This is a genomic window from Pseudomonas sp. Leaf129 (genome assembly GCF_001423465.1).
Lineage (GTDB): Bacteria > Pseudomonadota > Gammaproteobacteria > Pseudomonadales > Pseudomonadaceae > Aquipseudomonas > Aquipseudomonas coleopterorum.
This window is the reverse complement of sequence record NZ_LMOC01000009.1, coordinates 428234-454942: the sequence shown is the minus strand read 5'-3', so window position 1 is coordinate 454942 and position 26709 is coordinate 428234. Positions and strand designations below refer to the sequence as shown.

The following is a 26709-nucleotide window of genomic DNA, read 5'->3' as shown; positions in this document are numbered from 1 at the left end:
GTGCGGGGGATCGCGCTCGTCAGAGCGGTCGCGCCTGCACGGGTTCGGCAATGCCGCTCACGGGTTTGCCGGGCTTGGGCTGCGTACGGGCGAAGAACACCACGATCGCGGCCAGCACCGATGTCGCGGCCAGGCCGTACAGCCCGCCCTGGATCGAGCCGGTGCTCTGCTCCAGGAAACCGAAGGTGGCCGGCGCGACGAAGCCGCCCAGGTTACCCACCGAGTTCACCAGTGCGATCACCGCCGCGGCAATGCGCGCATCCAGGTAGGCCTGGGGAATGGGCCAGAACAGCGAGGATGCCGACTTGAAGCCGATGGCGGCGAAGCACACGGCCACGAAGGCAAACACCGGGCCGCCCGTGGTGGAAAGGAACATGCCGGCGGCGGCGATCAGCAGCGCTGTGGCCACCCAGGCCTGCTGGAACTTGAACTTGCCCGACAGCGCGGCAAACGCGTACATCGCGATGATCGAGATCAGCCAGGGTATCGAATTGAGGAAGCCCACCTGCAGGTCATCCAGACCGCCCATTTTCTTGATGATGCTGGGCAGCCAGAAGGTGGCGGCATAGATGGTCAGCTGGATGCAGAAGTAGATCAGGCAGAACAGCAGGATTTGGCGATCCTTGAGCAGCGTGCCCAAGGTCGGCTTGACGGTGTGCATGGCATCGCGTTCGCGCTGTTCGCGATCGATCTCGCCCACCAGCGCATCTTTCTCCTCCAGGGTCAGCCATTTGGCGTCGTGGACCTTGGAATCCAGCCAGAACCAGACGAAGAAGCACAGCAGCACCGAAGCCAGGCCTTCGATCAGGAACATCCACTGCCAGCCGTGCATCCCCAAGCCTTCGATCTGCAACAGCGCACCGGCCAGGGGTCCGGAAATCAGCGAGGCCAAGGCCGAGCCGCTGAGGAAGATGGCAATCGCCTTGCCACGCTCGACGCCAGGCAACCAGCGGGTGAAGTAGTAGATCACGCCAGGGAAGAAGCCGGCTTCGGCGATCCCCAGCAGGAAGCGCAGGATGTAGAAGTGGGTTTCGTTCTGAATGAACGCCATCATCGTGGCGACGATGCCCCAGGTGAACATGATCCGCGTCAGCCAGACCCGTGCGCCGACTTTCTGCAACAGCATGTTGGACGGCACTTCGAACAGTGCATAGCCGATGAAGAACAGCCCGGCACCGAAGCCATAGGCCGCCGCGCCGATGCCCAGGTCATGCTCCAGGTGCGTGCGCACGAAGCCGATGTTGACCCGATCGATGTAGTTGACGATGAACATGATGACGAACAGCGGGAGTACGTGACTCTTCACTTTCGAGACGGCGCGGGCCAGGACGGCATCGCCGGTTGCAACGTTTGAATTGCTCACAATTCAAATCTCCCACTGATTGTTTTTATGCGGGTAGTTTCTGTGTCGATCGGCAGCTGCGTGCTCGGTCGGCAGACATCATACAACTAGATATTCGTTGAACTCAACGTATGCAGGGCCAACCAATCTGCCATTCGTCGTTGTCATACATCTTTTTCAGCGTTGTCGATGCTGTTGTTGAACGGTCGGCGTCATCCTGTGGCTGGCCCGGCAGCGCCCGGAAGATGCTCGCAAGGTATGATCGGTTTTTTCGTCCGGGAGCCTCATCGATGTCGAAGCGACCAAACAGCCTGGCCCATGGGCTGGTCGAGGCCTTGAGCCAACAGATCCGCCTGGGCACCCTGGCGCCGGGCGCCAAGCTGCCGTCGGAGGGCGCTATCGTTGCCGAGCACGGCGTCAGCAGAACCGTGGTGCGCGAAGCCTTGTCGCGGTTGCAGGCATCGGGTCTGGTGGAAACCCGGCATGGGGTGGGAACGTTCGTGTTGCAACGCGAGCCGGCCCATGGCCTGCGTTTGAACGTCGACACGGCGCTCAGTGTGCGCGGCATTCTCGAGTTGCGTCTGGGATTGGAGACCCAGGCGGCCGCCCTGGCGGCCAAGCGCCGCAGCGAGTCTCAACTGCAACGCATGCGCAAGGCGCTGGACGACTATCAGCGCTCGCTGGCCAACAACGACAGCTGCGTGGAGGAAGACAAGCGCTTTCACCTGCTGATCGCCGAGGCAACGGGCAATACGTATTTCACCGACATCATGCAGCACCTGGGCGATGCAATGATTCCGCGCACTCGGCTCAACGCGCTGGAGAAGGGCGATGCCGATCTGTCCCAGCTGGGGCAGGTGGCGAACCTGGAACATGAAGCGATCTACCAGGCGATTCGTAAGCAGGATGCCGATGCGGCGCGGGCGGCGATGTGGCTGCATTTGAGCAACAGCCGTGATCGTTTCAATGCGGATTGAGGGGGATCTTATTACTGGGGGGTGTCAGTGAGGGCCCTTTCGCGGGCAGAGACCCGCTCCCACAAGGCTGGGATTGAGGGGGGTCTTTTTACTGGAGGGTGTCAGTGAGGGCCTCTTCGCGGGCAGAGACCCGCTCCCACAGGTATGCGAACTCTTGAACAACCTGTGGGAGTGGGTCTCTGCCCGCGAAAGGGCCGCCAGCCATGATCAGTGGCTGGTGGACTGCCCCAGGTCATCGCCGGAGGTGTGCTTCATGTCGTCGCCGCGCATCTGCTTGACGTCGTCGGCCGACACCGTCGAGCCCTGATTGCCCCAGCTGGTGCGGATGAAGTTCACCACATCAGCCACTTCCTGATCGGACAGGCGCCAGGCGAAGCCGGGCATGGTGAAGGTGGACGGCGCCGTGTGCGTGGCCGGCAACGTGCCACCTGCCAGCACGATGTGGATCAGCGAACTGGCATCCTCGGTCTGCAGCACCGGGTTGCCAGCCAAGGCCGGGAACACACGGGTGTAGCCCTGGCCATCGGTCCGATGACAGGCCGCGCAGTTGTCGATGTACACCCCGGCACCGACCTTGCTGTCGTCTCCCTTCCACAGTGCGTCGGACACACGTGCGTCGTATTCATGGGGCTTGTCGGCACGGTCCACCGCCGGCAGTGTCTTCAGGTATCGAGCGATGGCAGTGAGGTCTTCATGGGTCATGTACTGCATGCTGTGCTCGACCACATCGCTCATGCCGCCGAACACCGCACTGCGATCGCTGCGGCCGGTCTTGAGAAACTGCACCAGTTGCTCTTCGCTCCAGCTGCCCAGACCGTCCTTGTGATCGCCGCGCAGGCTCTTGGCGATCCAGCCTTCGAGCGGTGCGCTGCCAGCCAGGAAGTCGGCGTTGTCGCCGGCGCTCAGGGCCTTCTCCTGCATGGTGATCGCTCGCGGGGTATGGCAGGCGCCGCAGTGCCCAAGCCCTTCGACCAGGTAGGCGCCGCGGCTGATCACCGGATCGGAGCCCGGCGGCGGCTGATAGGCGCTGACCGGAGGGGCGAACAGTCCGCGCCAGATCGCCAGCGGCCAGCGCATGCTCAGTGGCCAGGGAATGTCGGTCGGCTTGTTCGGTTCGGCCACCGGCGCCACGCCCTTCATGAAGTAGGCGTACAGGGCGTGCATGTCGGCGTCGCTGACCCGTGCATAAGACGGGTAGGGCATGGCCGGATACAGGCTGCTCCCGCTCTTGCCGATACCGTGGCGCACGGCCTGGTCGAAGTCTTCGAAGCTGTAGTTGCCGATGCCGTCGCTGTGCGGCGTGATGTTGGTCGAGTAAACCGTGCCGATCGGCGTCTCCATGCCCAACCCGCCGGCGAACGGCGCACCGCCCTTGGCGGTATGGCAGGCCACGCAGTCACCGGCCCGGGCCAGGTAGCGGCCCTGCTCGATCAGGGCGTCGTCGGACTCCGCGGCCCTGACCGGCAGACTGGTCAACAGACTGGCGAGCAGGGTCAGCGCAGCGATCTGGATAACGTTCATCTCTGCGCTCCTTATGCCTGCACCAGCGGGCCGGGGTTCTTCAGGTACTGCTCGCGAATGGCCCGTGCCGACCAGTAGGTCAGTGCCGCCACCAGGCCGGTGGGGTTGTAACCCAACCCCTGGGGAAAGGCCGAGGCGCCTGGAACGAACACGTTGTGCACGTCCCAGCACTGCAGGTAGCGGTTGATCGCACTGGTCTTGGGATCGGTGCCCATGATCGCGCCACCGTTGAGGTGGGTGGTCTGGTAGGAGGCGGTATTGAAATGCTCGCCGACCTTCTTGCCCAGCAAGGCAATGGTCTTGGGGTTCATGGCCTGGGCGACCTTGCTCATTTTCTCGACCATGAAGCGGTTCATCTTGATGTCGTTTTCCTGCCAGTCGAAGGTCATGCGCAGCAACGGCAGGCCATAGGCATCGCGGTACACCGGATCCAGATCCAGGTAGTTGCCGCGGTAAGATTGATGGGCGCCGTGGGCGTCCATCGACACCTGATGGGTGTAGTAGTCGGCGGTGGCCTTCTTCCAGGCGCTGCCCCAGGCTGGCGTGCCCGGTGGATTGGCCGTGCCGGCGATGGGTCGGCTGCCGGCCTGGTTGACCCACATCGGCGAGCCGCCGACGAAGCCATGGGGGCCGTGGTCGAAGTTGTCGGCATTGAAGTCGTCGAACGCCACACCGTTGCCACCGGCGCCGATGAAGTTGTTGGTGTGGGTGTCCTTGTCGAAGAAGGCCTTGATGGTGGCCATGTTCTGGTAGGCGAAGTTCTTGCCGACCACACCTTCGCCGGTCTTGGGATCGTAGGGCTGGCCGATGCCGGAAAGCAGCATCAGGCGCACGTTGTTGAACTGGAACGCACCGAGAATCACCAGGTCCGCCGGCTGCTCGACTTCACGCCCCTGGGCATCGACGTAGGTCACGCCGGTCGCCTTGCGCTTGGTGCTGTCCAGATTGACCCGCAGGACGTGGGCGTTGGTGCGCAGCTCGAAGGTTTCGACCTGGCGCAACGCCGGGAGGATGTTCACGTTCGGTGACGCCTTGGAATACATGTAGCAGACATAGCCGCTGCAGAAACCGCAGAAGTTGCAGGGGCCCATCTGCGCACCATAGGGGTTGGTGTACGGCCCCGATGTATTGGCCGACGGCAGATTGTACGGCTTGTAACCGACCTCGGCGGCGGCCTTCTGGAACAGCTGCGCCGAAACGGTGTTCTTCTGCGAGGCCAGCGGGAACGGGTTGGAACGATCCGGTGCATAGGGGTTGCCACCCTTGCCTTCGCCAACCCGCACGCCGTTCACCGTCCAGGCCTGACCCGAGGTGCCGAAGACTTTTTCGGCGAAATCGAAGAACGGTTCCAGCTCTTCATAGCTGACACCGAAGTCCTGGATGGTCATGTCCTTGGGGATGAACTGCTTGCCGTAGCGCTCCTCGTAGTGGCTGCGCATGCGCAGTTCCATGGGATCGACACGGAAGTGCACGCCCGACCAATGCAGACCGGCGCCGCCGACACCCTTGCCCGGCAGAAACGCACCCAACTGGCGGTTGGGCAGTGCAACGTCGTTGACGCTGTGGCGGATGGTCACGGTTTCCTTGGAGATGTCCTGAAACAGCTTCTTGCGCACGCTGTAGGTCAACTCGTCGATCACCTGTGGATAACTGCCGTCCGGGTAGGTGTCCTGCATCGGGCCGCGTTCCAGCGCTACCACGTTGAGACCTGCCTCGGTGAGTTCCTTGGCCATGATCGCGCCTGTCCAGCCGAACCCGACGATGACCGCGTCGACTTTCTTCATTACCGTTGTCATGTCAGGCCCTCTCGCCGCGAATCGATACAGCCGGGAAGGGGTATTGCTCGTTGCGTTCCACCCAATCCATGAAGTCGGCGCGTGCGCCGGGAAAACCGATCTGAGTCCAGCCGACCATGCCCTTGTTGCCGCCGTGCACGGGGTCACAGAAGAAGCCTTCACGGGTGTTCTGCAGGATCAGACTGAAGAAGGCAGTGGCGGGCAGTTCGTCGAAAACCAACTCTCCTGCCTCGATCTTGCTGAGAACAAGGTCTTGGGTAGCGCTGTCTTGCTCAGTGAACACTTTGCCTGATTGAGCCTTGCACCAGGCATCCGTGGCGGCGATGCCCAGACGGTAGATCTGCTGGGGCACCAGCTGCAATTGATAGCCCATCTGGGGCGGGGCATCGGTCACGAACGGACCTTGCATGTACCACAATGCCCCCGTGGCATACGGGGTGTTCATCTGCCGATCGATGAATTCCGCTGCGCCGGCTTCCAGGGCACCGGGGCCCAGGTCATCCGCTGGAATCAGCCGAGCCACCGCGGCCTGTACGAAAGCCCACTCTTCAGCGGTGAAAAACGACGGCTGATAATCGGCGGTTGGCACCGGCTTAGGCGGCGCGGTCCGCGTATCCGCCTGGGCATCGGCCGTCAGGGCACCGAGGCCCAGGCCGCTACTGGCAACGGTCACCACCGGAATCAAGGTCAGTGTTTTGCGCAGAAAATCCCGGCGCGGGTTGTTTTCTTGCTCGGACATCAGGGTTCTCATCAGCTGTTCGATACGGTTTTTATCGATGCGCAGCTCAGCGGTACGTGTTCGTTGCACCACGCGGCCAGAGGCGGGTGATGCTTTGTGGAAGGCGCAGACGCGACACATTCGGCACGAAGCCAGGCGCGGCAAAATGCCGCCCTGGCGCTTCAACCGACAAATGTATCTATTTGTGACACCAAATGAAACCGGTTTCAGCCTCAATATGCACTGACTGGCTGGACGTCATTGTTCAAATCCGTCAAGCCTTGATGCCCAGATCCGCCAGTAACGCCTCGATACCCGGCTTGCTGCCGGCAAAGCTTGCCGCCAGCTCCGCGAATGGCCGCGTTCCGCCGGAGGCCAGAATCAGACGCTGGAAATCCTCACCCGCCTGACTCGCCAACAGCCCTTCACGTTCGAAGCGAGTGAACAGGTGGGCCGCGAGCACCTGCGCCCAGACATAACTGTAATAACCGGCCGCGTAGTCCGCGGCAGTGAATACGTGAGCGAAGGTGTTGAGCCAACGCACATAGGGTGGATGACGTACCACTTGCGTGTTTTCAAGCACCTGCTCGCCGATCTCCTGCGGTGAAAGCCCACTGCTCGTGCTGTGCAGGCGATAGTCCACCAGGGCGTATTCGAGCTGCCACAGCAGCGCCTGGGCACGGAAGCGAGCCTTGGCCGCGAGCGCCTGTTCAACGTAAGCGCTGTCGATCCGTTCACCGGTCAGATAATGCCGCGACATCGATTGCAGGATTTCCGGCTGCATGGCCCAGTGTTCGAACACGCCGCTGGGCAGTTCCACCGCATCTTCGGCCACGCCCTTGATGCCGGACACGCTGCCGTGATCGATGCGGGTCAGCACGTGGTGCAACGCATGGCCCAACTCGTGGAAGAACGTCTGGATATCGCCCAGGCTCAAAAGGCAGGGAAACGCTGGCGTCTGGGCAGCGAAATCACAGCCCACATGGGCAATCGGCAGTTGCAGGCGTCCGTCGGCGAAGCGGTGGCGGTCACGCAGAGCCTCCATCCAGGCACCCGCGCGCTTCTTCGGCCGGGTGTGCAGGTCCAGGTAAATGTAGCCAAGCACCTGATCCCCTTCGCTGAGGCGGAACAGGCGTACCGAGGCAGGTTGGCGTGGTGCTGGGGGGCATTCGTGCCACTGCACGTCGAACAACTGGGCGAGCAGGTGTTGCATGCCGTTCATCACCGCCTGCATGGGGAAATATTCGCGGACCTTGAGTTCCGTCACACCGTGATGGATCTGCAGGTATTTTTCCTGATAGTAGTTGCAGTCCCAGGCCTCCAGCGTTGGCACATTGAACAGCGCGGCCAGTTCCTGCACAGGGGCGAATTCGGCCTGCGCCGCGGGGCGAACCTTGTCGATCAGCTGCAGCAGCAGCTTCTCCACGTCGGCGGCTTCGTCGAACATGCGCGTGGCTTGGGCCAGCGAGGCGTAGCTGCGATACCCACTCGCTTCGGCCAACTCGGCACGGGCCGCGAGGATGCGTTGCAGCACCGGCCCGTTGTCATTCTCTCCAGCGCGCGGGCCCTGGTCCGAGGCCTGGGTGTAGAAGGCCTTGTACACCCGCTCGCGCAACGAGCGGTCGTGAGCCTGGCTTGCCACCGCCAGCACCAGCGGCAGTTCCAGGGTCAGTAGCCAACCAGAAAGGCCAGCCTCGCGTGCCCGCTGGGCCATGCTGGCACGTACGGCGGGGGCGATACCCGCCAGTGCAGCTTCATCGTCGAAGGCCAAGGTCCAGGCCTGGCTGGCCGCGTCCAGGTTATCGGCGAACGTCTGGTACAACCCCGCCAGCTCCATGTGCAGGCGTTCGATGCGCATCTGGGTCGCACGCGCAGTGCCCACCCCGGCCAATCGCGCGGCGCGCAGGGCGTGATTCAATGCCGCCTGCTGGGTCGAATCGAATTCGAGGGCCTGCGGGCTTTGCTGCAGCAGTTGCAAGGCGGCCTGCACCGTGCGGTTGTGTTTGATGGCCGACTCATAGGCCTGTACCCGCTCGCGGCATTTCGCATAAGCCTCGATCACCGCCAGATGGTGATGGCGACTGAGCAACTGCTCGGGTTGCAGCACCGCCAGCAAGCGCTGATGCATGTCTTCCAGTGGCTTGACCAAGCCTTCCCACGTGGGTGATTCGAGCTGCTCGGGGAGTAGTTGCGCCAGCTGACGCAAGTTGCTCTCGATCACATGGGTGATGGCCGGCTCGACATGTTCGGCCTTGATCAAGTGGTAGGGGACGATGTCGTGATTGCCCAGCAAGGGGTTGTCGGCCAGCAGGGCAGGGAGTGCGGACGGATAGGCGGTGCTCATGTTCGATTCCTTGAATGACGCTTGAGTGGCGCGTCAGTCTAGGAACGGAAGAAGTGTGGAGCGTGGTAGCCGGCTATTGCCGTCGACCTGCCCTTGCGGCAAGTCGACGGCAAGCCTGGCTCAAGGTTTCTTGAGCTTGGGGTTGGGGAAGAACTGCACCGGTTGCGAGGTGGGCCGGGCGATCTTGACGGCCACCTTGTTGACACGCGTGCCCAGTTCGCTGGGCACCGACTGGCCCTGCGCATTGAGCGTGTCGCTGTAACCACAGGCCACGCACTCACGATGGGGGACCTCGTCGACGCTCCACATCATCAGCTTGTCCGGCTCGCTGCAGGCCGGGCAGACGGCCCCGGCGATGAAGCGTTTCTTGGTGATCATGCCGCCGCTTCCTCGCTCAGACCGCTATGGCGCAACAGGGCATCGATGGACGGCTCGCGACCGCGGAAGTCGACGAACAGGACCATCGGGGCCTGCGATCCGCCGCGCGCCAGAATGGCTTCGCGGAAAGCGCGACCGGTGTCGGCATTGAGCACGCCGTCTTCCTCGAACTTGCTGAACGCATCGGCCGATAGCACTTCAGCCCACTTGTAGCTGTAATAGCCCGCCGCGTAGCCGCCGGCAAAGATGTGCGCGAAGCTGTTGGGAAAGCGGTTGTAGGCCGGCGGACGCATGACCGAAACCTCGTCACGCACACCGTCCAGCACTTCCATCACGCTGCGGCCATCGCCATGGGAGGCATGCAGCTCGAAGTCAAAGAGCGAGAACTCGATCTGGCGGACCATCATCAGGCCAGACTGGAAGTTTTTCGCCGCCAGCATCTTTTCCAGCAGGTCCTGAGGCAGCGGCTCGCCGGTTTCGTAGTGACCCGAGATCAAGGCCAGGCCTTCGGGCTCCCAGCACCAGTTTTCCATGAACTGGCTGGGCAGCTCGACCGCATCCCACGCCACGCCGTTGATACCCGACACGCCGACGTGCTCGACCCGCGTCAGCAAGTGGTGCAGGCCGTGGCCGAACTCGTGGAACAGCGTGGTGACTTCGTCGTGAGTCAGCAGCGCCGGTTTGCCGGCATCGGCCGGGGTGAAGTTGCACACCAGGTTGGCCACCGGGCTCTGCAGCTCGCCATTCTCGGTGCGACGGCGGTCGCGGGCACCGTCCATCCAGGCGCCGCCACGCTTGTTGGCGCGGGCGTACAGGTCGAAGAAGAAGCGGCCCACATGCTGGCCATTTTCCTTGATCTCGAACAAGCGCACGTCAGGGTGCCAGGTGTCGAAACCTTTCTGCTCGGCGATCTCGATACCGTACAGGCGCTGCACAATGGCGAACAGGCCGCCCAGTACCTTGTCGATCGGGAAGTAGGCGCGCAGTGCTTCCTGAGAAACGCTGTAGCGCTGCTCACGCAGTTTTTCCCCGTAGAAACCGCTGTCCCAGCTTTGCAGGTCGGCACAGCCCTGTTCGGCGGCATAGGCGCGCAGCTGCTCCAGGTCCTGGGCCGCGAACGGCTTGCTGCGCTGGGCCAGGTCACGCAGGAAGGTCAGCACCTGATCGGTCGACTCGGCCATCTTGGTGGCCAGGCTCAGTTCCGAATAACTGGCATAGCCCAACAGCTCGGCCAATTCCTGCCGCAGGTCGAGGATTTCGCGCATCACCGGGCCGTTGTCGTTCTGGCCGGCATTGGGGCCCTGGTCCGAGGCGCGGGTGCAATAGGCTGCGTAGACTTCTTCACGCAGGGCGCGGTCGTGAGCGTAGGTCATGACGGCGTAATAGCTGGGGAACTCCAGGCTGATCAGCCAGCCGTCCAGACCCTTGGCCTGTGCTGCGGCCGCCATTTGCGCCTTGGCCGAATCGGTCAGCCCGGCCAGGGCCGATTCGTCGGTGACGTGCTTGGTCCAGGCCTGGGTGGCGTCGAGCAGTTGGTTGGAGAAACGGCTGCCCAGCTCCGACAGCTTGCTCTGCACCTGGGCATAGCGCTGCTGCTGATCCACCGGCAGATCGATACCGGACAGGCGGAAGTCACGCAGCGAATGCTCCAGAATGGTCTTCTGGGCAACGTCGAAGCCCGCGGCTTCAGGACTGTTGGCCAGGGTTTCGAAGGCCTGGAACAGCTCGCGGTTCTGGCCCAGCTCGGTGGAGTAGGCACTAAGCGCCGGCAGGCAGGCCTCATAGGCCTGGCGCAGTTCGGCGCTGTTGCACACGGCGTTGAGGTGGCTGACCGGGCTCCAGGCAGCGCCCAGGCGGTCGTTCAGCTCGTCCATGGCCAGCACCAGGCCGGCCCAGGTAGGCTGGCTGCCCTGGGTTTGCAGAATGTGGGCAATGGCCGCGCGGTTGTCGGCCAGGATCTGTTCAATCGCCGGTTGTACGTGCTCGGCACGGATCGCCGAGAACGGCGGCAGGTCGTAGGACTGCAGAAGGGGATTCGCGCTCACGGTTAAACACCTTGGCTATGAAGAAACACTGGGACATCTTAATTACAATTACGACTCACCGCAGCTATCGACAACACAGAGGATGCCTATCGTGGCCATTCGCAATTTCCAGCAGCATACGCCGCGCCTGGGCGAACGCGCCTTCGTCGACCGCTCGGCGGTGGTGATCGGCGACGTCGAGATCGGCACTGACAGCTCGGTCTGGCCACTGACAGTAATCCGTGGCGACATGCACCGGATCCGCATCGGCAAGCGCACCAGCGTGCAGGATGCCAGCGTGCTGCACATCACCCATGCCGGCCCTTTCAATCCGGACGGTTTCCCGCTGCTGATCGGCGACGATGTCACCATTGGACACAAAGTCATGCTCCACGGCTGCACCCTGGGCAACCGCATTCTGGTCGGCATGGGCAGTACCGTCATGGACGGCGCGGTGGTGGAAGACGACGTGATCATTGGCGCTGGCAGCCTGGTAGCACCGGGCAAACGCCTGCAGAGCGGCTTTCTGTACGTGGGCAGTCCGGCCAGGCAAGCCCGACCGCTGACGGACAAGGAACGTGCGTTCTTCACCTACACCGCTGGCAACTACGTGAAGCTCAAGGACCAACACCTGGCCGAAGGCTTCGACAAGGACTGATTCCGTGCACTATCAAAACATTCTGTTCGACCTCGACGGCACCTTGACCGACCCGCGCGAGGGCATCACCCGCTCCATCCAGTATGCCTTGGCCAAGCTGGGCATCGACGAACCCGACCTGCGCAACCTGGAACACTTCATCGGTCCGCCATTGCTCGAGCAGTTCATGCACGCCTACGGCTTCGACGAGGCCCGCGCCTGGCAGGCGGTGAATTTCTACCGCGAACGCTTCCGCGTCACCGGTCTGTACGAAAACCAGATCTTCGCTGGTGTCATCGCACTGCTCGAAACCCTTCAGGGACAAGGTCGGCATTTGTATATCGCCACCTCGAAACCTTGGGAATTCGCCCGGGAGATCGCCCGGCACTTCGATTTCGCCAGGCACTTCAAGGTTATCTGCGGCAGCGAACTGGATGGCACGCGGACCGACAAGGTGCAGTTGATTGCCTACATCGTGGAACAGGAAAAGCTGGACCCTGCCCAGACCTTGATGGTCGGCGACCGCAAGCACGACCTGATCGGTGCCCGCCGCAACGGTCTGGATTGCGCGGCGGTGGGCTATGGTTTCGGTTCGCGGGAGGAATTGGTCCTGGAGAACCCGACGTATCATTTCGACACGTTGCAGGCGCTGCATGAGGCGTTCCTGCAAGGCGCAGGATGAGTCGGTAACGATGCGGACCATTCGTGGCCACTCACCACTCCTACACAGACTTCTCGCAACCCTGTAGGAGCGGCCAGTGGCCGCGAACAGGCCCGAAAGGGCACTGCAAAACTACCTACCCAACCGCGCCAACTCAGCTCTGCGCTCGTCCATCGGTAACTTGCCCAGTGCCGCCGCCCGATCATAAAAGGCGCGCCAATCGCCAGCGACCTGCCGGAACAAACCCGCGAACGCCGGCACCCACTGGTCGTACAGACCAAACGGCAACAGCTTGGCATTGTTCATCGGCCCGTTGATCCAGGCATCGAAACGCCTGTCTCCCTGCCAAGGCCCATCGCGCAGCTGGCGATATTCGCGGCGCAGGCGCTCGAACTCGGCAGCCTTGCCCTTGCGCATGGCCTGCGCAGATAACGGTTGGGCGTACAGCACAGCCAGGCGTTCGCGGGTGGCGAGCACCAATGCGGTGAACTGGTCACGTTGCGCCACCAGCGTGCTTGCCGCCGACGGCAATCCTCGCTGGACACGCCACTGCCGGGTACCTTCCTGCTCGACGAAGGTGGCGAAGGACTCATTGAATTCGGTGTCGTCTTTCACATACACACGCTGATGCGCCAGCTCATGGAAGATCAGAGTGGCCAGACGCTCGTCGCCCCAACCGAGCATGGTGTTGAGAATCGGATCGTCGAACCAGCCCAGGGTCGAGTAGGCCTCGACGCCACCGACATACACATCTCGGCCCGCCAGCTTCTGCAACGCCGCTTCGCCCCGAGCACCGGACTGACTGTAGTAACCGCGATAAGCCACACACCCGGCAATGGGGAAGCAATGGGTCAACGGCGCCAGGGAAAACTCCGGTGTGGCGAACACGTTCCACACCACCAATGGCCGACCGATGTCGGCGTACAGGCGATAGCTGCGGTTGTCCGGCAGATGCAAGTGCTCGCTGGCGAAGTCGCGGGCCGCCTGGGCACGCTGCAATTGCTCGCGCAGCCGCGGGTCGCGCGACGGATCGGCAAGGATCTGCGCCACCGGCTCGCGTGCCTGCAACAGCTGCCACTGGCCCTGCATCAGCTGGCCGTAATAGCCTGCACTGCTGCAACCGTTGAGCAGGAACAGCAGGCACAGGGGAACAAACAGGCGCAAACCGCGGTCGAGTGCGGCAAGAATGGAACGACGAACAACAACGAATTCATGCATGTGGTTTTCCATGGCCAGGCCCGCCAGCGAGCAGGTGTTATCGGCGCTGACCCTGCATCTTACGATCCCATGAGGAGAATTCCATGCGCGCATTGATCATTGCCAGCAGCCTGCTGACGCTTGCCGGCTGTGCCGGACTGCCCGACCCGGATCCAAACCAGGCCTGGATCGACCTTGCGGCCGACGACCAGAACGCACTGCACGCAACCCAGGTCGACGAGAAGGAATGGACCGACACGCGTTATTTCGAAGTCGAGCCCGGCCGCCATGAGCTCACCGTACGCCTGCAATTTCCGGTAGAGCCAACCAACATCGGCCCGGTGCCCGCACCGCTGTGGCGCAACTGTGAATTGAACGTCACCTACGCAAGCTTCGATGCAGGCCAACGGTATTTCCTGGAAGCGGGCAGCGTTGGCTTCAGCCCTTGGGCCAGACTCTACGACGAGCAGCGCAAGCTGGTCAGCCGGGCCCAACCTGCGGGCTGTCAAAGCACCTGAGCACCGCTTACCGGATGCAACCACTGACGGCGCCGACTCGCGCCGTCGGCACAAAGCTTCTAGACTCGAAACTTGTCTTGCCGATGGTTCTCTGCAGCCAAGGAACTCCCATGCGCGCCGTGCTCGCCCTGTTGACCTTCGCCACGCTCGCTGGCTGCGCCAACCCGCCGTTGCCCACCGTCGATCCGGGCAAAGCCTGGATCGACATGTTCACCACGACCGGGCGCCTGGTCATGGCGGAAAGTCTGGATGGCCGCAAGCTCAACGATGGGCGCTATTTCCAGGTGGATCCCGGAAGTCATGAGCTTGAAGTGCGGTTTGATTACGAAATGTATGCCGGAGGCGGGCTGGTCAACGACCCGTTCGACCGTACCTGCTACCTGACCGTGCGCTATGACGGTTTCAAGGCTGGCGAGCGCTACCGGTTGGAGGGCAGGGCGATTGCCATGCAAGCCAGTGCGCGACTATATGATTCGAGCAGGCAGATCGTGGCCGAGGACCGGGCCATTCACTGCATTCCCTGAGCGGCTGCTTGAGCGCCATGGCGTGATTGCACCGCAGCGCAATCAGTCGTCGTTTTTCTGATAGACGATCTTGCGCGTGCCATTGTCGCAGGAGCCCACGACCATATTCGGGTCCTTGGCATCGAGGTTGTCGACAATTTCCAGTGTGTACGATGTGACACCCTGGGCCTGGATCTTGGCCTCGATTTCGGCCTTCAAATCCTCACATGGCTTGGGTGCTGCCAACGCCGTGGTTGCCAACACACTGCACGCCATCGCCAAAATCAATTGCTTCATGACTCGATTCTCCTGATGAGTGGGCAGTGTAAGGCAACCGGGCGCACGCTACCTCAAGATTCCAGGGTGGCGCTCAGGGTGATGTCGGCGTTCAGTACTTTCGATACCGGGCAGCCTTCCTTCGCCTTGTTGGCCAGTTCTTCGAACTTGGCCTGATCGATGTTCGGAATCTTGGCCGACATGGTCAGCTTGATGGCGGTGATTGCAAAACCTTCGCCTTCCTTGTCCAGGCTGACTTCGGCGGAAGTCTTGATTTCATCGGGGGTAAGGCCTTCGCCGCCCAGGATCATCGAGAATGCCATGGAGAAACAGCCGGCATGCGCTGCGCCGATCAGCTCTTCCGGATTGGTGCCCGGCTGGCCTTCGAAACGGGTGTTGAAGCCGTAGGGATTGCTTTTCAGAGCGCCGCTCTGAGTGGAAATCTCGCCCTTACCGGTTTTCAGATCGCCTTTCCAGACAGCCGATGCGGTTTTCTTGATGCTCATAAAAGCCTCCATGATGGGCGCGACGGGTTCGCGCGGTGTCATGTGTTCAGAGGGCAGGGCGCTGGGCAAGTTCAGCGCGATTCGGACAGCTGGCTATTGAATCCGGGCAAGATGCCCATACTGACTATTCATAAGAAATAAACATTCGGTAGCAAAGATGCGCGGGGCATCCCACCTGCCACATACCCACAGGATGCCATTGATCATGACCGTTTTGACCGATACGAAATACTCCGTTCTCGACCTTGTGCCCGTACGTGCCGACCATGGCCCGGCACGGTCGCTGCACAATGCCCTGGACCTGGCGCGCCATGCCGAAACCTGGGGCTACAACCGCTTCTGGGTGGCCGAGCACCACAACATGGACGGCATCGCCAGCTCGGCGACCTCCGTGCTACTGGGCTATCTGGCCGGCGGCACGTCCTCGATCCGCGTGGGCTCGGGCGGGGTGATGCTGCCCAACCACGCGCCGTTGGTGATCGCCGAACAGTTCGGCACGCTGGAAAGTCTGTACCCAGGACGCATCGACTTGGGCCTGGGCCGCGCGCCTGGGTCGGACCAGATGACCGCGCGCGCGCTGCGCCGTGAACGCTCTGGCAGTGCCGACGATTTTCCCGACGACGTTCGCGAGCTCATGGCCTACCTTGGGCCTCGTACTCCTGATCAGAAAGTGATCGCCGTGCCGGGTAGCGGGACCAATGTGCCGATCTGGCTGCTGGGATCGAGCCTGTTCAGCGCCCAGTTGGCAGGCATGTATGGTCTTCCCTATGCCTTCGCTTCGCATTTCGCGCCGCGTTACATGCATGAGGCGATCCGTGTCTATCGCGCCCATTTCCAGCCTTCCGAGGTGTTGGACAAGCCGTATGTGATGCTCGGTGTGCCATTGGTGGCCGCCGACAGCGACGAGCACGCCGACTACCTGGCCACTTCGGTCTACCAGCGCATTCTCAACCTGATGCGTGGCCAGACCCTGGTGCAGCAGCCACCGGTCAAGAGCATGGAAGGGTTGTGGTTGCCCCATGAAAAAGCAGCGGTCGGGGACTTTCTGGGCTTGGCGGTGGTGGGGGGACCGGCGAAGATCCAGGCCAAGCTTGAGGTGTTGCAGGAGCAGACGCAGGCGGACGAACTGATCTTCACGTGCGATCTGTATGAACATGCCGATCGGCTCAGATCCTATGAGCTGTTGGCGCAGGTGATGCAGGGCTGAGCGTGCACTGACCTGAGTTGCTGCGGCGTCTGTTCGCGGCCGCTGACCGCTCCTACAGGGGATTTAATATCCTGCGGGAGCGGGTCATGGCAGCAACGTCATCAGCGCTTGTAGACGATGGCCTTCGTGCCGCCTTCACACGAACCGACAACCTGGAAACCTTCATCCGGAGTGACGTTGTCGACCACTTCCAGCGTGTAACCCGACACGCCGTTGGCATCGATCTTCGCGGCGATTTCGCTCTTGAGCTCCTCGCACGGCTTGCCTGCAGCGAACACGCCGCTTGCCACGCTCAACAAACCCACAGCCAACAAAATTCGCTTCATCGCTTGCATCCTTGGTTTGGTACTGCCGCTTTAAGACAAACGGCGGATCGCCTGTGGTCAGGTCGATACGCCGGGAGGGTGTTGTAACTTAACCTATGGCATTCGGCCAGTCGGAAGATTCCGTGTTTTCTGTCAGCTATTTTGAATACGGAAGCCGACTTTCAGCGTGACCTGGAAATGCGCCACCCGGCCATCTTCGATGTGACCACGGGTTTCGGTCACTTCGAACCATTCCATTTTCTCGATGCTCTTGCTCGCTTCGGCCAAAGCATTGTTGATAGCGTCTTCGATGGTGGTGGTCGAGGAACCAACCAGTTCGACTTTCTTGTACGTGTGGTGATCGCTCATGGTGCTCTCCAGTGGATGGACTACGAAAGGTTGTCTACCTGTGTGGGGATTTCTGCGCTAAAAGTTCATACGCACTGCACTTTCATCCTGCCGCGCAGTCGGAATCTACACACGCTATTCATCACAACGAAGGAGAGATACCGATGGCAATTTCGACCCGCAAGGCCTCGCTGCAAAGCATGGAAGCAGAAATCGAAAGTCTGCTGCGCTCCCTGGAAAGCCTGAAGGAAGATTCCACCGAGGAGTCGCGCAAGACCCTCAAAGCGCTGAAGGCCAATGCCGAGACCGCGCTGAGCCACTCGCGCAGCCTGATCAGCGATGCGTACGAAGAAGTGAAGGTCAAGACCAAGGAAACCGGTATCGCTACCCGTGACTACGCTCAAGAGCACCCTTGGGCCGCAGCTGGCGTCGCTGTCGGCGCACTGGGCCTGATCGCCGCTTACCTGATGTGCAACCGCAGCAACTAATCGACTTGGCGCGCCAGCTCCTGCTTGAGCCATAGCGCCAGCTGTCGGGCGCGCCCATCCGAGGCGCGCCGCGGGACCCAAAGCGCCAGCCGCGCCGGGGTTTGCGTAAAACCCCATGGCGCGGCCAGACGCCCGGCCCGCAGGTCATCAACCACCAGCGGTTCGGGTGCGATAGCAATGCCCAGTCCAGCCACTGCGGCTTCCAGCAGATAATACAAATGCTCGAACCCCTGTCCCAAGGTCAACGCCTCGGGTTCCAGGCCGTTGCGCCGTGCCCAGCTGGGCCAGGCCTGTGGCCGTGATGTCGTGTGCAACAGGGCGTGCTTGAGCAAGTCTTTGGCGGCACAGTTCTGCAAGGCCTCGAATCCATGGAAGCGCGGGCTGAGCACAGGTCCGATGCGTTCTTCGGCCAGTTCGAATACGTCCATGTCGGCGGGCCAAGGTGGTTCGGCAAACATCAGCAAGGCGTCCAGGCCAGGACGGCGAGGGTCCAGATCGCCTTCGCCGGCCGATAGGTGCAGCCGCAGGTCCGGCAAGTCGCTGTTCAATCGACCCAGACGCGGGATGAACCAGCGCGCCAGCAGGCTTCCCGAGCAGCCCAGGACGAACGGCGCTTGAGCCTGGGCCTGACTCAATTCCGCACAGACCAGACGCAGGCGTTCGAAAGCCTCGGCGCTGGCATCGCGTAGCCGACTGCCGGCATCTGTGAGTTTCAGGCCACGTCCCTGCTTGACGAACAATGCGATGCCCAGATGCTCTTCGAGCAGCTTCAGTTGTCGGCTGACGGCACCGTGGGTCACGCTCAAGGATTCAGCGGCCTTGCTGACACTGTTCAGACGGGCAGTGGCTTCGAATGCCTTGAGAGCATTCAGCGGGGGCAGGTCACGGCTCATGGTAATGTGAGAATTCCTGACAGGTTGCCGAGATCTTATCGGTTTTCCTGAGCGGCTGTCATGGGTACAGTAGTGACATCGCCCTTTCATTTCCCCTGGAGCTTCGCATGACCCAGAGCAATCTTCGCAGTGGCCCGGACAGCAACGGCCTGTTCGGCGCCTTTGGCGGCCGCTACGTCGCCGAGACCCTGATGCCGCTGGTGCTTGAGCTGGCTCGGGAATACGAAGCGGCCAAGGCCGATCCCGAGTTTCTCGAGCAGGTCGCCTACTTCCAGCGCGACTATATCGGCCGGCCCAATCCGCTGTATTTCGCCGAGCGTCTGACCGAACATTGCGGCGGGGCGAAAATCTACTTCAAGCGCGAAGAACTCAACCACACCGGCGCACACAAGGTGAACAACTGCATCGGTCAGGTGCTGCTCGCCAAGCGCATGGGCAAGAAGCGCCTGATCGCCGAAACCGGCGCCGGCATGCACGGCGTGGCTACGGCCACCGTGGCAGCGCGCTTCGGTCTGCCTTGTGTGATCTACATGGGTGCCACCGACATCGAGCGCCAGCAGGCGAACGTGTTTCGCATGAAACTGCTGGGCGCCGAAATCGTGCCGGTCACTTCCGGCACCGGCACCTTGAAAGACGCCATGAACGATGCCCTGCGTGACTGGGTCACCAATGTCGACGACACCTTCTACCTGATCGGTACCGTGGCCGGCCCACACCCGTATCCGGCGATGGTGCGCGACTTCCAGTCGATCATCGGCAAGGAAACCCGTGAGCAGATGCAGGAGAAGGAAGGTCGCCTGCCCGACAGCCTGGTTGCCTGCGTCGGCGGTGGTTCCAATGCCATGGGCCTGTTCCACCCCTTCCTGGATGACAGCAGCGTGGAGATCATCGGCGTCGAAGCTGCCGGCCATGGCGTGGATTCGGGCAAGCACGCCGCCAGCCTCAACGGTGGCATTCCCGGTGTACTGCATGGCAATCGCACCTATCTGCTGCAGGACAACGATGGGCAGATCACCGACGCGCACTCCATCTCGGCTGGCCTGGACTACCCCGGCATCGGTCCTGAACACGCCTGGTTGCACGAAATCAAGCGCGTGAACTACACCAGCATTACCGATGAAGAGGCGTTGGCTGCGTTCCATGCCACCTGCCGCCTTGAAGGCATCATCCCGGCGCTGGAAACCGCTCACGCCCTGGCCGAAGCCATGAAGCGCGCGCCGACGCTGCCTGCCGACCACTTGATGGTGGTGTGTCTGTCGGGCCGCGGCGACAAGGACATGCAAACCGTGATGAGCCATATGGGCGCCCAGGGCGCAAAGGAGACACTGGCATGAGCCGCCTCAAACAACGCTTTGCCGAACTCAAGGCCGAAGGCCGCGCGGCCCTGGTCACCTTCGTCACCGCTGGCGACCCCGGCTACGACGCTTCCCTGTCGATCCTCAAGGGCCTGCCAGCCGCCGGTGCGGATGTCATCGAGCTGGGCATGCCCTTCACCGATCCGATGGCCGACGGCCTGGCCATTCAGTTGGCGACCCTGCGGGCACTGAACGCCGGTCAGACGCTGGCGAAAACCCTGCAGATGGTTCGTGAGTTCCGCGTCGAAAACAGCACCACGCCCATCGTGCTGATGGGTTATTACAACCCGATTCACCGCTTCGGCGTCGAAGCCTTCGTGGCCGAGGCCAAGGAGGCCGGTGTCGACGGCCTGATCATCGTCGACCTGCCGCCCGAGCATGATGGTGAATTGGCGACCCCGGCACAGGCCTCGGGTATCGACTTCATCCGTTTGACCACGCCAACCACCGACGATGCACGCTTGCCAAGGGTGCTGGAGCGCAGCTCCGGGTTCGTCTACTACGTATCGGTGGCCGGCGTGACCGGTGCCGGCTCGGCTACCACCGAGCACGTAGGCGCTGCCATAGAGCGGCTGCGTCGGCATACCGACCTGCCGATCAGCGTTGGTTTCGGCATCCGCACGCCCGACCAGGCTGCCGCCATTGCCCGCCTGGCCGATGGCGTGGTGGTCGGCTCGGCACTGGTGGACAAGATCGCCCATGCCCAGCACCACGGTCAGGCTGTGGAAGATGTGCTGTCGCTGTGCAGTCAACTGGCGCAGGGCGTACGTAAGGCTCGTGTCAGCTGAAGGTAAAGATTCCAATACAGAGGAATTAGCCTCTGGTTCACGGGACTAAACGGCAAGACCAAGGGGGATCGAACCTGTGTTCGGTGCCCCTTTTTGCTGTTTGGCCGTGAAGGAAATCCATGATGAACATGCCACAAAACCTGATCCTGAGCGTGGGCGCACTGTTGATCGCTTGTGCACCGCTGGTGCAAGCCGCCCCCGGTGGTCCAGGTGGACCGGATGAGCAGCGTCAAGGGCGCCAGGAACAATCCCATCAGCGGCAGGGCGGACCCGATCGGCCTGATCATGACGAGCGCGGTCCGGGCAACCGTGGCCCAGGCAACCCAGGTGGCGGCATCGCGCGCGGTGGTCCACCCCAGGATTTCGGCCCCGTACGCCAGACCATTCAGGATCATCGCGACGTCTTTCGGCCCGGCAACCCACCTCCCGCCAGTATTCGCGCCATCAAGGGACAACCCCTGCCTCGCGGCTACGGTGCCCGCCTCGACGGTCCCGCGCTGAAGCATCTACCACGTTACGAAGGCTACGAATGGCGCCGCATGGGCACGGATGTGGTGCTGATCGCCATTGGTACCGGGATCGTTTATGAGGTATTGCAGGGGGTTTTGAACTGATCAACCATCTAGAGATGCACTGCCTGTCGTGACGCCTTCGCGGCTGTACGCCGCTCCTACACGGTCGCATTTCTTTGTAGGAGCGGCGTACAGCCGCGAAAACGGTGAGATAGGCGCTGCATAGCTTGCAGCAGAACCACGCCGACTCATAGCAGCAACGCAGCAAACTATTCAGCGCATTCGCTTCGAATCACTTCTAGCGCATAGCCAATGTCACTCGGCATAAACGCGTCTGGGAATGCCGGACATATCGTGATACTCAAAGAATGGAATGCTAACACTTCCATGGAAAGGCGCATTTAGCCCCCATTGACCATACCCAGCCTCTAGATGGCTAGGCGTTCCACCGGACGCAGACAGAGGGAAATTTGCAGCGGATAGGCTATCAACAGGCGAGCTCAAAACCGGCATTGACGGCTGCACCGGAACATCCAAGCTTTCATCGAACAGAGCTCTTAAGGCGCTTACAATCTCTTCATGCAAAACAGGATTATCGATACCAGGCTCGAACACACCCCAAAAACTAAATCGAGACAAACCCATCAAATCTCCAAATGTTGTAAACATGGAATTGCTGTTTTTTGTATTGCCAATCACCTTGATACCCCCCGGTGGGTAGTCGAGATTCATATCGTTTATAAGCCCAATCGACTTCACGGCGGCACGCCACCGAGGTAGTATATTTCCGCTGTCTCCGGACAAGACCACTTTTCGAGTCTGTCCTTCTTGGTAGAGATACCCCGTAGTCACCTGGTGACCTATTACACCCACCTCAGCGTGATGTTTTTTAACTGCAAAATGCCATGCTCTCAATGAGTGGCGATTAGAGGTGCCAATTGTCGCCGTACGAAGCGTGACGCGGTCGGTAGCTAAGCCATGTAGCTCCGCCATGACCTCTCCGTTCGGGTGACGAAGCGCCCAAAAGTTGTGGCTCCATAGACCGGCGATAGCATGTGAACGTGCTTCGATTTGATATTGCTGTGACATGGGTAACTCCTGTTAAGGGATGGATGTATGACTTCGCGAACTGTAGCCCGCGGTCTATGCTTCCACTACCCGGCTTATGGAGTTAAATACATAATTAATATTTTCTCATATTCTAATGAGAAGCCGCCCAAGCGCTTATACACCCCATGCCACTAGCCAAAAAGTCCATGGATGACCAATTCGATAGATCTGAAACAGGCTCGAGATAGTCGAAACCGTAAACAAGCGTGATATTGCCCCAACAGCCGCTCACTTTTTCGACGTTGCGATCCGGCTGCTGGAAATGGGTTTCGCTGATTACCGTACATACAATCCGGTTCGAGGCGTGTTGAGCAGAAACGCATTCGCCTTTCATGCCTTTGAAAAACGCTACCAGTGATGCATGGTCCAACGGTCGAAATGCCCGAGCGCCTATGGATCTACCTTCATCAAGACGAAGGGAAGGCGAGTGATCATCCGGCATCATGCGGATTATCGTATAGGTGAAGATATCGATTGGGGCAGGCGGCTGATAATCTTGAGGGATGGGTAGATAACATCCTGAAACGGCGGTAGATACAACGGCGACTGCTATGGCACGGCGCATGTCGATGCATTCCTGATCGGTGGGATCATGCAGGGTAGCCAGTCGACCGATTGTGCAGTAGCAGCCGTTTCCCAAGTGAATGTGAGATATCCCCTCTACCGCCGACTCTGCTCCTCCATCACCCAATCCACGAACCTTTGCACCATTTGTCCGCGGCGTTTGCGTTGCGGCACCACCACGAAATAGCCCAACGCCGATGTGGCGGCGCCTTCGAAAGGGCGGCAGAGCAGTTGCTGCTCCAGCAATGCGTCCACCAGGTGACGCCAGCCGATGGCAACGCCTTGCCCGGCAATCGCGGCCTGGATGAGCAGCGTGTAGTTGTCGAAGCGCAATTGCCCCGGTGCTGGGGCACTGGGGATGTGCAGGGCGCGGAACAGGCCGCTCCAATCGAACCACTGACAGCTGCTTTCACCGCGCAGGTGCAGCAGCGGCCATTCGAGCAATGCATCAGGGCCCAGCGCAAGCGTTCGATCGTCCAACAGGCGCGGGCTGCAGACCGGGAACACTTCTTCGTTGAACAACCAATGACTTTCACCCTGACGGAAACGGCCATCGCCGAACAGGACTGCCACGTCGATGTTCGGGCCGAGCATGGCGTGGCTGCGTTCGCTGGTGACCAAGCTGACATCGACCTGTGGATAACGCTGATGGAAGCGATGCAGGCGTGGCATGAGCCAATAGGCGGCGAACGCGAAGTCGGTGGAGACCTGAAGCACTTCGTGCTGGGTCTGGGTGGTGATCAAGCCCAGACAATCGTCGATGCTGCGCAGCCCTCCCTGTACCGCCTCGAACAGGGTGTAGCCTGCGTCAGTCAGCTCGATGCCTCGGTAGATACGATCGAACAGGCGGATGGCCAGTTGTTCCTCGAGCCGTTTGATCTGTTGGCTGACGGCAGGTTGTGTCGTACCCAACTCGGCGGCGGCAGCCGTGAAACTGCGCAGCCTGGCGGCGGCCTCGAAGGCCCGCAACAGGTCAAGGGAGAGTTCTCCGAGGCTTGCCAACATAAGCGCTACTTATCCTAGGTATTGTTCTGCATGGGCTTTACCAGGCCACAGCGGCACCGCAAGGTGAACGGTAGAAACTTCGCATTAATCTCCACTATGGAATGCCCTGAGCCCATGAAGCGCAAGAACATTCTTTTCATCATGGCCGATCAGATGGCCGCCCCTCTGTTGCCGATCTACGCGGCGTCTCCCATCAAGCTGCCGAACATCAGCCGCCTGGCCGAAACCGGCGTGGTGTTCGATGCCGCCTACTGCAACAGCCCGCTGTGCGCGCCGTCGCGTTTCACCCTGGTCAGTGGGCAATTGCCGAGCAAGATCGGCGCCTACGACAACGCCGCCGACTTTGCCGCCGACGTGCCCACCTACGCCCACTATCTGCGCCGCCTGGGTTATCGCACGGCGCTGTCGGGAAAGATGCATTTCTGCGGCCCTGACCAACTGCACGGTTACGAGGAACGCCTGACCAGCGATATCTATCCCGCCGACTATGGCTGGGCCGTCAACTGGGACGAACCCGACGTGCGCCCCAGCTGGTATCACAATATGTCCTCGGTGCTGCAGGCTGGCCCCTGTGTGCGCACCAACCAGCTGGATTTCGATGAAGAAGTGGTGTTCAAGGCCCAGCAGTACCTGTTCGATCACATTCGCGAAGACGGTGACCGGCCTTTCTGTCTGACTGTGTCGATGACCCACCCGCACGATCCCTACACCATTCCCAAGCCTTTCTGGGACCTGTACCGCGACGAAGACATTCCCCTGCCGCAGAACGTGCCGAGCCAGGCCGAACTGGACACGCATTCGCAACGCCTGCTCAAGGTCTATGACCTGTGGGACAAACCCTTGCCTGTGGATAAGATCCGCGACGCACGACGCGCCTATTTCGGCGCGTGCAGCTATATCGATCACAATGTCGGCAAGCTGATGCAGACCCTGGAAGAAACCGGGCTGGCAAACGACACCATCATCGTCTTCTCCGGTGATCACGGCGACATGCTTGGCGAGCGTGGGCTCTGGTACAAGATGCATTGGTTCGAGATGTCGGCGCGGGTGCCGCTGCTGATCTGCGCCCCTGGCCAGTTCCAGCCGGGGCACGTGCAGGCGGCCGTTTCCACCGCCGACCTGCTGCCTACCTTCGTCGAGCTGGCCGGCGGCGAACTCGAGCCCGGCCTGCCTCTGGACGGTCGTTCGCTGGTTTCCCACCTGCAGGGTGAAGGCGGCCACGACGAGGTGTTCGGCGAGTACATGGCCGAAGGCACTGACAGTCCGCTGATGATGATCCGCCGCGGGGCGATGAAATTCATCTACAGCGAGCAAGACCCCTGCCTGCTCTACGACGTGGACAACGATCCACACGAACGCAAAGACCTGAGCCAGTCACCCTCGCACCGGGCACTGTTCGAGGCTTTTCTGAGTGAAGCCCGCGGTAAATGGGACATGCCGGCGATACACCAACAGGTGCTCGCCAGCCAGCGCCGCCGTCGTTTCGTGGCCAGTGCGTTGACCCAGGGCACGCTGAAGAGCTGGGATCACCAGCCGCTGGTGGACGCCAGTCAGCAATACATGCGCAACCACATCGACCTCGACGACCTGGAGCGCAAGGCACGTTATCCACAACCCTGCCCATTACATCAGACGCTTTGAGGGGAAGTCCGCATGAAGGTCACCATGAAGATATCCACAGCCCTGGCAGCCAGCTGGTTGGCGGTTGTCGGCTCGCCGGCGTTCGCCGATGAACCGCTGTCTGACCCACAAAGTTGCGCCACCGTGAAGATGGCCGACCCGGGCTGGAGCGACATCGCCGCCACCAATGCGCTGGCCAGCCTGGTGTTGGAGGGCATGGGCTACAAGCCCAAGATAGACACCCTGGCCGTGCCCATCATCTTCGGCGGCTTGAAGGATGGGCAGGTGGATGTCTTCCTTGGCAACTGGATGCCGGCTCAACAGGGTTTCTACGACAAGTTCGTCGCCAACGGCGATGTGGTGCAGTACGCCAAGAACCTGGACGGTACCGAGTTCACCCTGGCCGTTCCCGATTATGTCTACGACGCCGGAGTGAAGGATTTCGCCGACCTGGACAAGCATGCCGATCAGTTCGGCAAGAAGATCTACGGCATCGGTTCGGGGGCGCCAGCCAACCTGTCATTGGCCGAGATCATCAAGAAAGACGAATTCGGCCTGGGTGACTGGAAGCTGGTGGAGTCCAGCGAGCAGGCCATGTTGGCCGAGGTCAATCGCAACGTGAAGAAGAAGGCGTTCGTGGTCTTCCTCGGTTGGACGCCGCACCCGATGAACGTGCAGATCAAGCTCAAGTACCTCACGGGCGGCGAGAAGTATTTCGGCTCCACCGGGACCGTGCACACTTTGACCCGCAAGGGTTATGCCCAGAGCTGCCCGAACACCGCCAAGCTGCTCAGCAACCTGGTGTTCACCCAGGAGATGGAGAACGGGATCATGGCCGATGTGGCCAACAGCAAGAAAACCAGCGCTCAGGCGGCGCATGCCTGGTTGAAAGCCAATCCGGCGGTGCTGGAGAAATGGCTGGACGGGGTGAAGACACTGGATGGCAAGGATGCGCTGCCGGCGGTGCGGGCGAAGCTTTGATTTATACGGGCTTGATGGTGGTGGGTGTCAGTGAAGGCCTCTTCGCGGGCAGAGCCCGCTCCCACATGGATACCGCGTTGAGCACTGGATCTCTGTGGGGGGGGCGCGGCGAGCTCTCTGCCCGGAAGAGGCCTT

At 61.2% G+C, this 26709-nt stretch carries 28 protein-coding genes; 12 read left to right on the top strand and 16 right to left on the bottom strand.

What is annotated here, in order from left to right:
* Window positions 1–19: 19 nt before the first annotated feature.
* Window positions 20–1366 carry an MFS transporter gene (locus tag ASF66_RS18465; protein ID WP_376787072.1) on the bottom strand — a complete coding sequence of 449 codons (1347 nt, stop codon included), beginning with the start codon at window positions 1364–1366 and terminating at the stop codon, window positions 20–22.
* 266 nt (window positions 1367–1632) lie between these two features.
* On the opposite strand from ASF66_RS18465, the gene ASF66_RS18460 reads away from it, so the two are divergent.
* Window positions 1633–2319, top strand: coding sequence for a FadR/GntR family transcriptional regulator (locus tag ASF66_RS18460; protein ID WP_056844879.1), 687 nt, complete (start codon window positions 1633–1635; stop codon window positions 2317–2319).
* A gap of 207 nt (window positions 2320–2526) precedes the next feature.
* Here the strand turns inward: ASF66_RS18460 and ASF66_RS18455 are convergent, their stop codons facing one another.
* From ASF66_RS18455 to prlC, 6 genes are all read right to left on the bottom strand, one after another.
* Complete coding sequence (locus tag ASF66_RS18455; RefSeq protein ID WP_056844878.1) at window positions 2527–3840, bottom strand: c-type cytochrome; 1314 nt, start codon at window positions 3838–3840, stop codon at window positions 2527–2529.
* 11 nt (window positions 3841–3851) lie between these two features.
* A complete protein-coding gene (locus tag ASF66_RS18450) occupies window positions 3852–5636 on the bottom strand; it encodes a GMC family oxidoreductase (RefSeq protein WP_049860497.1) in 1785 nt (594 codons plus the stop codon).
* 1 nt (window position 5637) lies between these two features.
* Window positions 5638–6375 (bottom strand): gluconate 2-dehydrogenase subunit 3 family protein, encoded by a 738-nt coding sequence (locus ASF66_RS18445; protein ID WP_056844877.1) that lies wholly within the window; start codon window positions 6373–6375, stop codon window positions 5638–5640.
* 253 nt (window positions 6376–6628) lie between these two features.
* The gene (locus tag ASF66_RS18440) at window positions 6629–8698 is read right to left on the bottom strand and encodes a M3 family metallopeptidase (protein WP_056844876.1); all 2070 of its coding nucleotides are present in this window, start codon (window positions 8696–8698) and stop codon (window positions 6629–6631) included.
* Between the two features lie 120 nt (window positions 8699–8818).
* Window positions 8819–9076, bottom strand: coding sequence for a YheV family putative zinc ribbon protein (locus ASF66_RS18435; protein WP_056844875.1), 258 nt, complete (start codon window positions 9074–9076; stop codon window positions 8819–8821).
* Complete coding sequence (gene prlC, locus ASF66_RS18430) at window positions 9073–11121, bottom strand: oligopeptidase A (RefSeq protein WP_056844874.1); 2049 nt, start codon at window positions 11119–11121, stop codon at window positions 9073–9075. The genes ASF66_RS18435 and prlC overlap by 4 nt, the downstream gene beginning before the upstream one ends.
* Before the next feature lie 91 nt (window positions 11122–11212).
* Here prlC and ASF66_RS18425 point away from each other — a divergent pair, with 91 nt between their 5' ends.
* Both ASF66_RS18425 and ASF66_RS18420 read left to right on the top strand, forming a co-directional pair.
* The gene (locus tag ASF66_RS18425; RefSeq protein ID WP_043191947.1) at window positions 11213–11758 is read left to right on the top strand and encodes a gamma carbonic anhydrase family protein; all 546 of its coding nucleotides are present in this window, start codon (window positions 11213–11215) and stop codon (window positions 11756–11758) included.
* A 4-nt stretch (window positions 11759–11762) separates the two neighbouring features.
* Window positions 11763–12419, top strand: a complete 657-nt coding sequence (locus ASF66_RS18420) for an HAD family hydrolase (protein ID WP_056844873.1) — start codon at window positions 11763–11765, stop codon at window positions 12417–12419.
* A 111-nt stretch (window positions 12420–12530) separates the two neighbouring features.
* Here the strand turns inward: ASF66_RS18420 and ASF66_RS18415 are convergent, their stop codons facing one another.
* Window positions 12531–13616 (bottom strand): aminopeptidase, encoded by a 1086-nt coding sequence (locus ASF66_RS18415; RefSeq protein WP_082484713.1) that lies wholly within the window; start codon window positions 13614–13616, stop codon window positions 12531–12533.
* Window positions 13617–13699: 83 nt separating this feature from the next.
* On the opposite strand from ASF66_RS18415, the gene ASF66_RS18410 reads away from it, so the two are divergent.
* Together ASF66_RS18410 and ASF66_RS18405 are read left to right on the top strand one after the other, a co-directional pair.
* Window positions 13700–14113 carry a PA0061/PA0062 family lipoprotein gene (locus ASF66_RS18410; protein ID WP_056844872.1) on the top strand — a complete coding sequence of 138 codons (414 nt, stop codon included), beginning with the start codon at window positions 13700–13702 and terminating at the stop codon, window positions 14111–14113.
* Window positions 14114–14223: 110 nt separating this feature from the next.
* The gene (locus ASF66_RS18405; RefSeq protein ID WP_056844871.1) at window positions 14224–14637 is read left to right on the top strand and encodes a PA0061/PA0062 family lipoprotein; all 414 of its coding nucleotides are present in this window, start codon (window positions 14224–14226) and stop codon (window positions 14635–14637) included.
* A gap of 42 nt (window positions 14638–14679) precedes the next feature.
* On the opposite strand, the gene ASF66_RS18400 is transcribed toward ASF66_RS18405, so the two are convergent.
* Window positions 14680–14913 (bottom strand): DUF1161 domain-containing protein, encoded by a 234-nt coding sequence (locus ASF66_RS18400; protein WP_049860489.1) that lies wholly within the window; start codon window positions 14911–14913, stop codon window positions 14680–14682.
* Window positions 14914–14966: 53 nt separating this feature from the next.
* Window positions 14967–15392, bottom strand: a complete 426-nt coding sequence (locus ASF66_RS18395) for an OsmC family protein (protein WP_056844917.1) — start codon at window positions 15390–15392, stop codon at window positions 14967–14969.
* Window positions 15393–15603: 211 nt separating this feature from the next.
* On the opposite strand from ASF66_RS18395, the gene ASF66_RS18390 reads away from it, so the two are divergent.
* Window positions 15604–16605, top strand: a complete 1002-nt coding sequence (locus ASF66_RS18390; protein WP_056844870.1) for an LLM class flavin-dependent oxidoreductase — start codon at window positions 15604–15606, stop codon at window positions 16603–16605.
* A 101-nt stretch (window positions 16606–16706) separates the two neighbouring features.
* On the opposite strand, the gene ASF66_RS18385 is transcribed toward ASF66_RS18390, so the two are convergent.
* The gene (locus ASF66_RS18385) at window positions 16707–16931 is read right to left on the bottom strand and encodes a DUF1161 domain-containing protein (protein ID WP_049860487.1); all 225 of its coding nucleotides are present in this window, start codon (window positions 16929–16931) and stop codon (window positions 16707–16709) included.
* Between the two features lie 132 nt (window positions 16932–17063).
* A complete protein-coding gene (locus ASF66_RS18380) occupies window positions 17064–17279 on the bottom strand; it encodes a dodecin (protein ID WP_043191958.1) in 216 nt (71 codons plus the stop codon).
* A gap of 143 nt (window positions 17280–17422) precedes the next feature.
* On the opposite strand from ASF66_RS18380, the gene ASF66_RS18375 reads away from it, so the two are divergent.
* A complete protein-coding gene (locus ASF66_RS18375; RefSeq protein WP_043191960.1) occupies window positions 17423–17746 on the top strand; it encodes a DUF883 family protein in 324 nt (107 codons plus the stop codon).
* Here ASF66_RS18375 and ASF66_RS18370 read toward each other — a convergent pair.
* Window positions 17743–18639 (bottom strand): LysR family transcriptional regulator, encoded by an 897-nt coding sequence (locus ASF66_RS18370; protein WP_056844869.1) that lies wholly within the window; start codon window positions 18637–18639, stop codon window positions 17743–17745. The genes ASF66_RS18375 and ASF66_RS18370 overlap by 4 nt on opposite strands.
* 107 nt (window positions 18640–18746) lie before the next feature.
* Here ASF66_RS18370 and trpB point away from each other — a divergent pair, with 107 nt between their 5' ends.
* The 3 genes from trpB (at window position 18747) to ASF66_RS18355 (ending at window position 21396) form a co-directional block, all read left to right on the top strand.
* A complete protein-coding gene (gene trpB / locus ASF66_RS18365) occupies window positions 18747–19973 on the top strand; it encodes a tryptophan synthase subunit beta (RefSeq protein ID WP_056844868.1) in 1227 nt (408 codons plus the stop codon).
* Entirely contained in the window at window positions 19970–20782 is an 813-nt protein-coding gene (gene trpA, locus ASF66_RS18360) for a tryptophan synthase subunit alpha (RefSeq protein WP_056844867.1), read from the top strand. Before trpB ends, trpA begins: the two co-directional genes overlap by 4 nt.
* Before the next feature lie 122 nt (window positions 20783–20904).
* Complete coding sequence (locus ASF66_RS18355; RefSeq protein WP_056844866.1) at window positions 20905–21396, top strand: anti-virulence regulator CigR family protein; 492 nt, start codon at window positions 20905–20907, stop codon at window positions 21394–21396.
* Between the two features lie 213 nt (window positions 21397–21609).
* Here the strand turns inward: ASF66_RS18355 and ASF66_RS22555 are convergent, their stop codons facing one another.
* From ASF66_RS22555 to ASF66_RS18350, 3 genes are all read right to left on the bottom strand, one after another.
* The gene (locus ASF66_RS22555; RefSeq protein ID WP_156463223.1) at window positions 21610–22383 is read right to left on the bottom strand and encodes a hypothetical protein; all 774 of its coding nucleotides are present in this window, start codon (window positions 22381–22383) and stop codon (window positions 21610–21612) included.
* Between the two features lie 112 nt (window positions 22384–22495).
* Window positions 22496–22969, bottom strand: coding sequence for a hypothetical protein (locus ASF66_RS22550; protein WP_156463222.1), 474 nt, complete (start codon window positions 22967–22969; stop codon window positions 22496–22498).
* Between the two features lie 95 nt (window positions 22970–23064).
* Window positions 23065–23973: a choline sulfate utilization transcriptional regulator gene (locus ASF66_RS18350; protein WP_056844865.1), complete on the bottom strand. Its 909-nt coding sequence runs from the start codon at window positions 23971–23973 to the stop codon at window positions 23065–23067.
* A 114-nt stretch (window positions 23974–24087) separates the two neighbouring features.
* On the opposite strand from ASF66_RS18350, the gene betC reads away from it, so the two are divergent.
* Both betC and choX read left to right on the top strand, forming a co-directional pair.
* Window positions 24088–25614: a choline-sulfatase gene (betC, locus tag ASF66_RS18345; protein ID WP_056844864.1), complete on the top strand. Its 1527-nt coding sequence runs from the start codon at window positions 24088–24090 to the stop codon at window positions 25612–25614.
* A 24-nt stretch (window positions 25615–25638) separates the two neighbouring features.
* The gene (choX, locus tag ASF66_RS18340; protein ID WP_056844916.1) at window positions 25639–26574 is read left to right on the top strand and encodes a choline ABC transporter substrate-binding protein; all 936 of its coding nucleotides are present in this window, start codon (window positions 25639–25641) and stop codon (window positions 26572–26574) included.
* Window positions 26575–26709 lie beyond the last annotated feature (135 nt).

Excerpts from the sequence above, each read along its gene's own strand:
- ASF66_RS18460 (WP_056844879.1), top strand. The coding sequence starts at position 1,633 with ATGTCGAAGCGACCAAACAGCCTGGCCCATGGGCTGGTCGAGGCCTTG.
- ASF66_RS18455 (WP_056844878.1), bottom strand. The coding sequence starts at position 3,840 with ATGAACGTTATCCAGATCGCTGCGCTGACCCTGCTCGCCAGTCTGTTG.
- ASF66_RS18450 (WP_049860497.1), bottom strand. The coding sequence starts at position 5,636 with ATGACAACGGTAATGAAGAAAGTCGACGCGGTCATCGTCGGGTTCGGC.
- ASF66_RS18445 (WP_056844877.1), bottom strand. The coding sequence starts at position 6,375 with ATGTCCGAGCAAGAAAACAACCCGCGCCGGGATTTTCTGCGCAAAACA.
- ASF66_RS18440 (WP_056844876.1), bottom strand. The coding sequence starts at position 8,698 with ATGAGCACCGCCTATCCGTCCGCACTCCCTGCCCTGCTGGCCGACAAC.
- ASF66_RS18435 (WP_056844875.1), bottom strand. The coding sequence starts at position 9,076 with ATGATCACCAAGAAACGCTTCATCGCCGGGGCCGTCTGCCCGGCCTGC.
- ASF66_RS18415 (WP_082484713.1), bottom strand. The coding sequence starts at position 13,616 with ATGCATGAATTCGTTGTTGTTCGTCGTTCCATTCTTGCCGCACTCGAC.
- ASF66_RS18410 (WP_056844872.1), top strand. The coding sequence starts at position 13,700 with ATGCGCGCATTGATCATTGCCAGCAGCCTGCTGACGCTTGCCGGCTGT.
- ASF66_RS18405 (WP_056844871.1), top strand. The coding sequence starts at position 14,224 with ATGCGCGCCGTGCTCGCCCTGTTGACCTTCGCCACGCTCGCTGGCTGC.
- ASF66_RS18400 (WP_049860489.1), bottom strand. The coding sequence starts at position 14,913 with ATGAAGCAATTGATTTTGGCGATGGCGTGCAGTGTGTTGGCAACCACG.
- ASF66_RS18390 (WP_056844870.1), top strand. The coding sequence starts at position 15,604 with ATGACCGTTTTGACCGATACGAAATACTCCGTTCTCGACCTTGTGCCC.
- ASF66_RS18385 (WP_049860487.1), bottom strand. The coding sequence starts at position 16,931 with ATGAAGCGAATTTTGTTGGCTGTGGGTTTGTTGAGCGTGGCAAGCGGC.
- ASF66_RS18380 (WP_043191958.1), bottom strand. The coding sequence starts at position 17,279 with ATGAGCGATCACCACACGTACAAGAAAGTCGAACTGGTTGGTTCCTCG.
- ASF66_RS18375 (WP_043191960.1), top strand. The coding sequence starts at position 17,423 with ATGGCAATTTCGACCCGCAAGGCCTCGCTGCAAAGCATGGAAGCAGAA.
- ASF66_RS18370 (WP_056844869.1), bottom strand. The coding sequence starts at position 18,639 with ATGAGCCGTGACCTGCCCCCGCTGAATGCTCTCAAGGCATTCGAAGCC.
- trpB (WP_056844868.1), top strand. The coding sequence starts at position 18,747 with ATGACCCAGAGCAATCTTCGCAGTGGCCCGGACAGCAACGGCCTGTTC.
- trpA (WP_056844867.1), top strand. The coding sequence starts at position 19,970 with ATGAGCCGCCTCAAACAACGCTTTGCCGAACTCAAGGCCGAAGGCCGC.
- ASF66_RS18355 (WP_056844866.1), top strand. The coding sequence starts at position 20,905 with ATGAACATGCCACAAAACCTGATCCTGAGCGTGGGCGCACTGTTGATC.
- ASF66_RS22555 (WP_156463223.1), bottom strand. The coding sequence starts at position 22,383 with ATGTCACAGCAATATCAAATCGAAGCACGTTCACATGCTATCGCCGGT.
- ASF66_RS22550 (WP_156463222.1), bottom strand. The coding sequence starts at position 22,969 with ATGCGCCGTGCCATAGCAGTCGCCGTTGTATCTACCGCCGTTTCAGGA.
- ASF66_RS18350 (WP_056844865.1), bottom strand. The coding sequence starts at position 23,973 with ATGTTGGCAAGCCTCGGAGAACTCTCCCTTGACCTGTTGCGGGCCTTC.
- betC (WP_056844864.1), top strand. The coding sequence starts at position 24,088 with ATGAAGCGCAAGAACATTCTTTTCATCATGGCCGATCAGATGGCCGCC.
- choX (WP_056844916.1), top strand. The coding sequence starts at position 25,639 with ATGAAGATATCCACAGCCCTGGCAGCCAGCTGGTTGGCGGTTGTCGGC.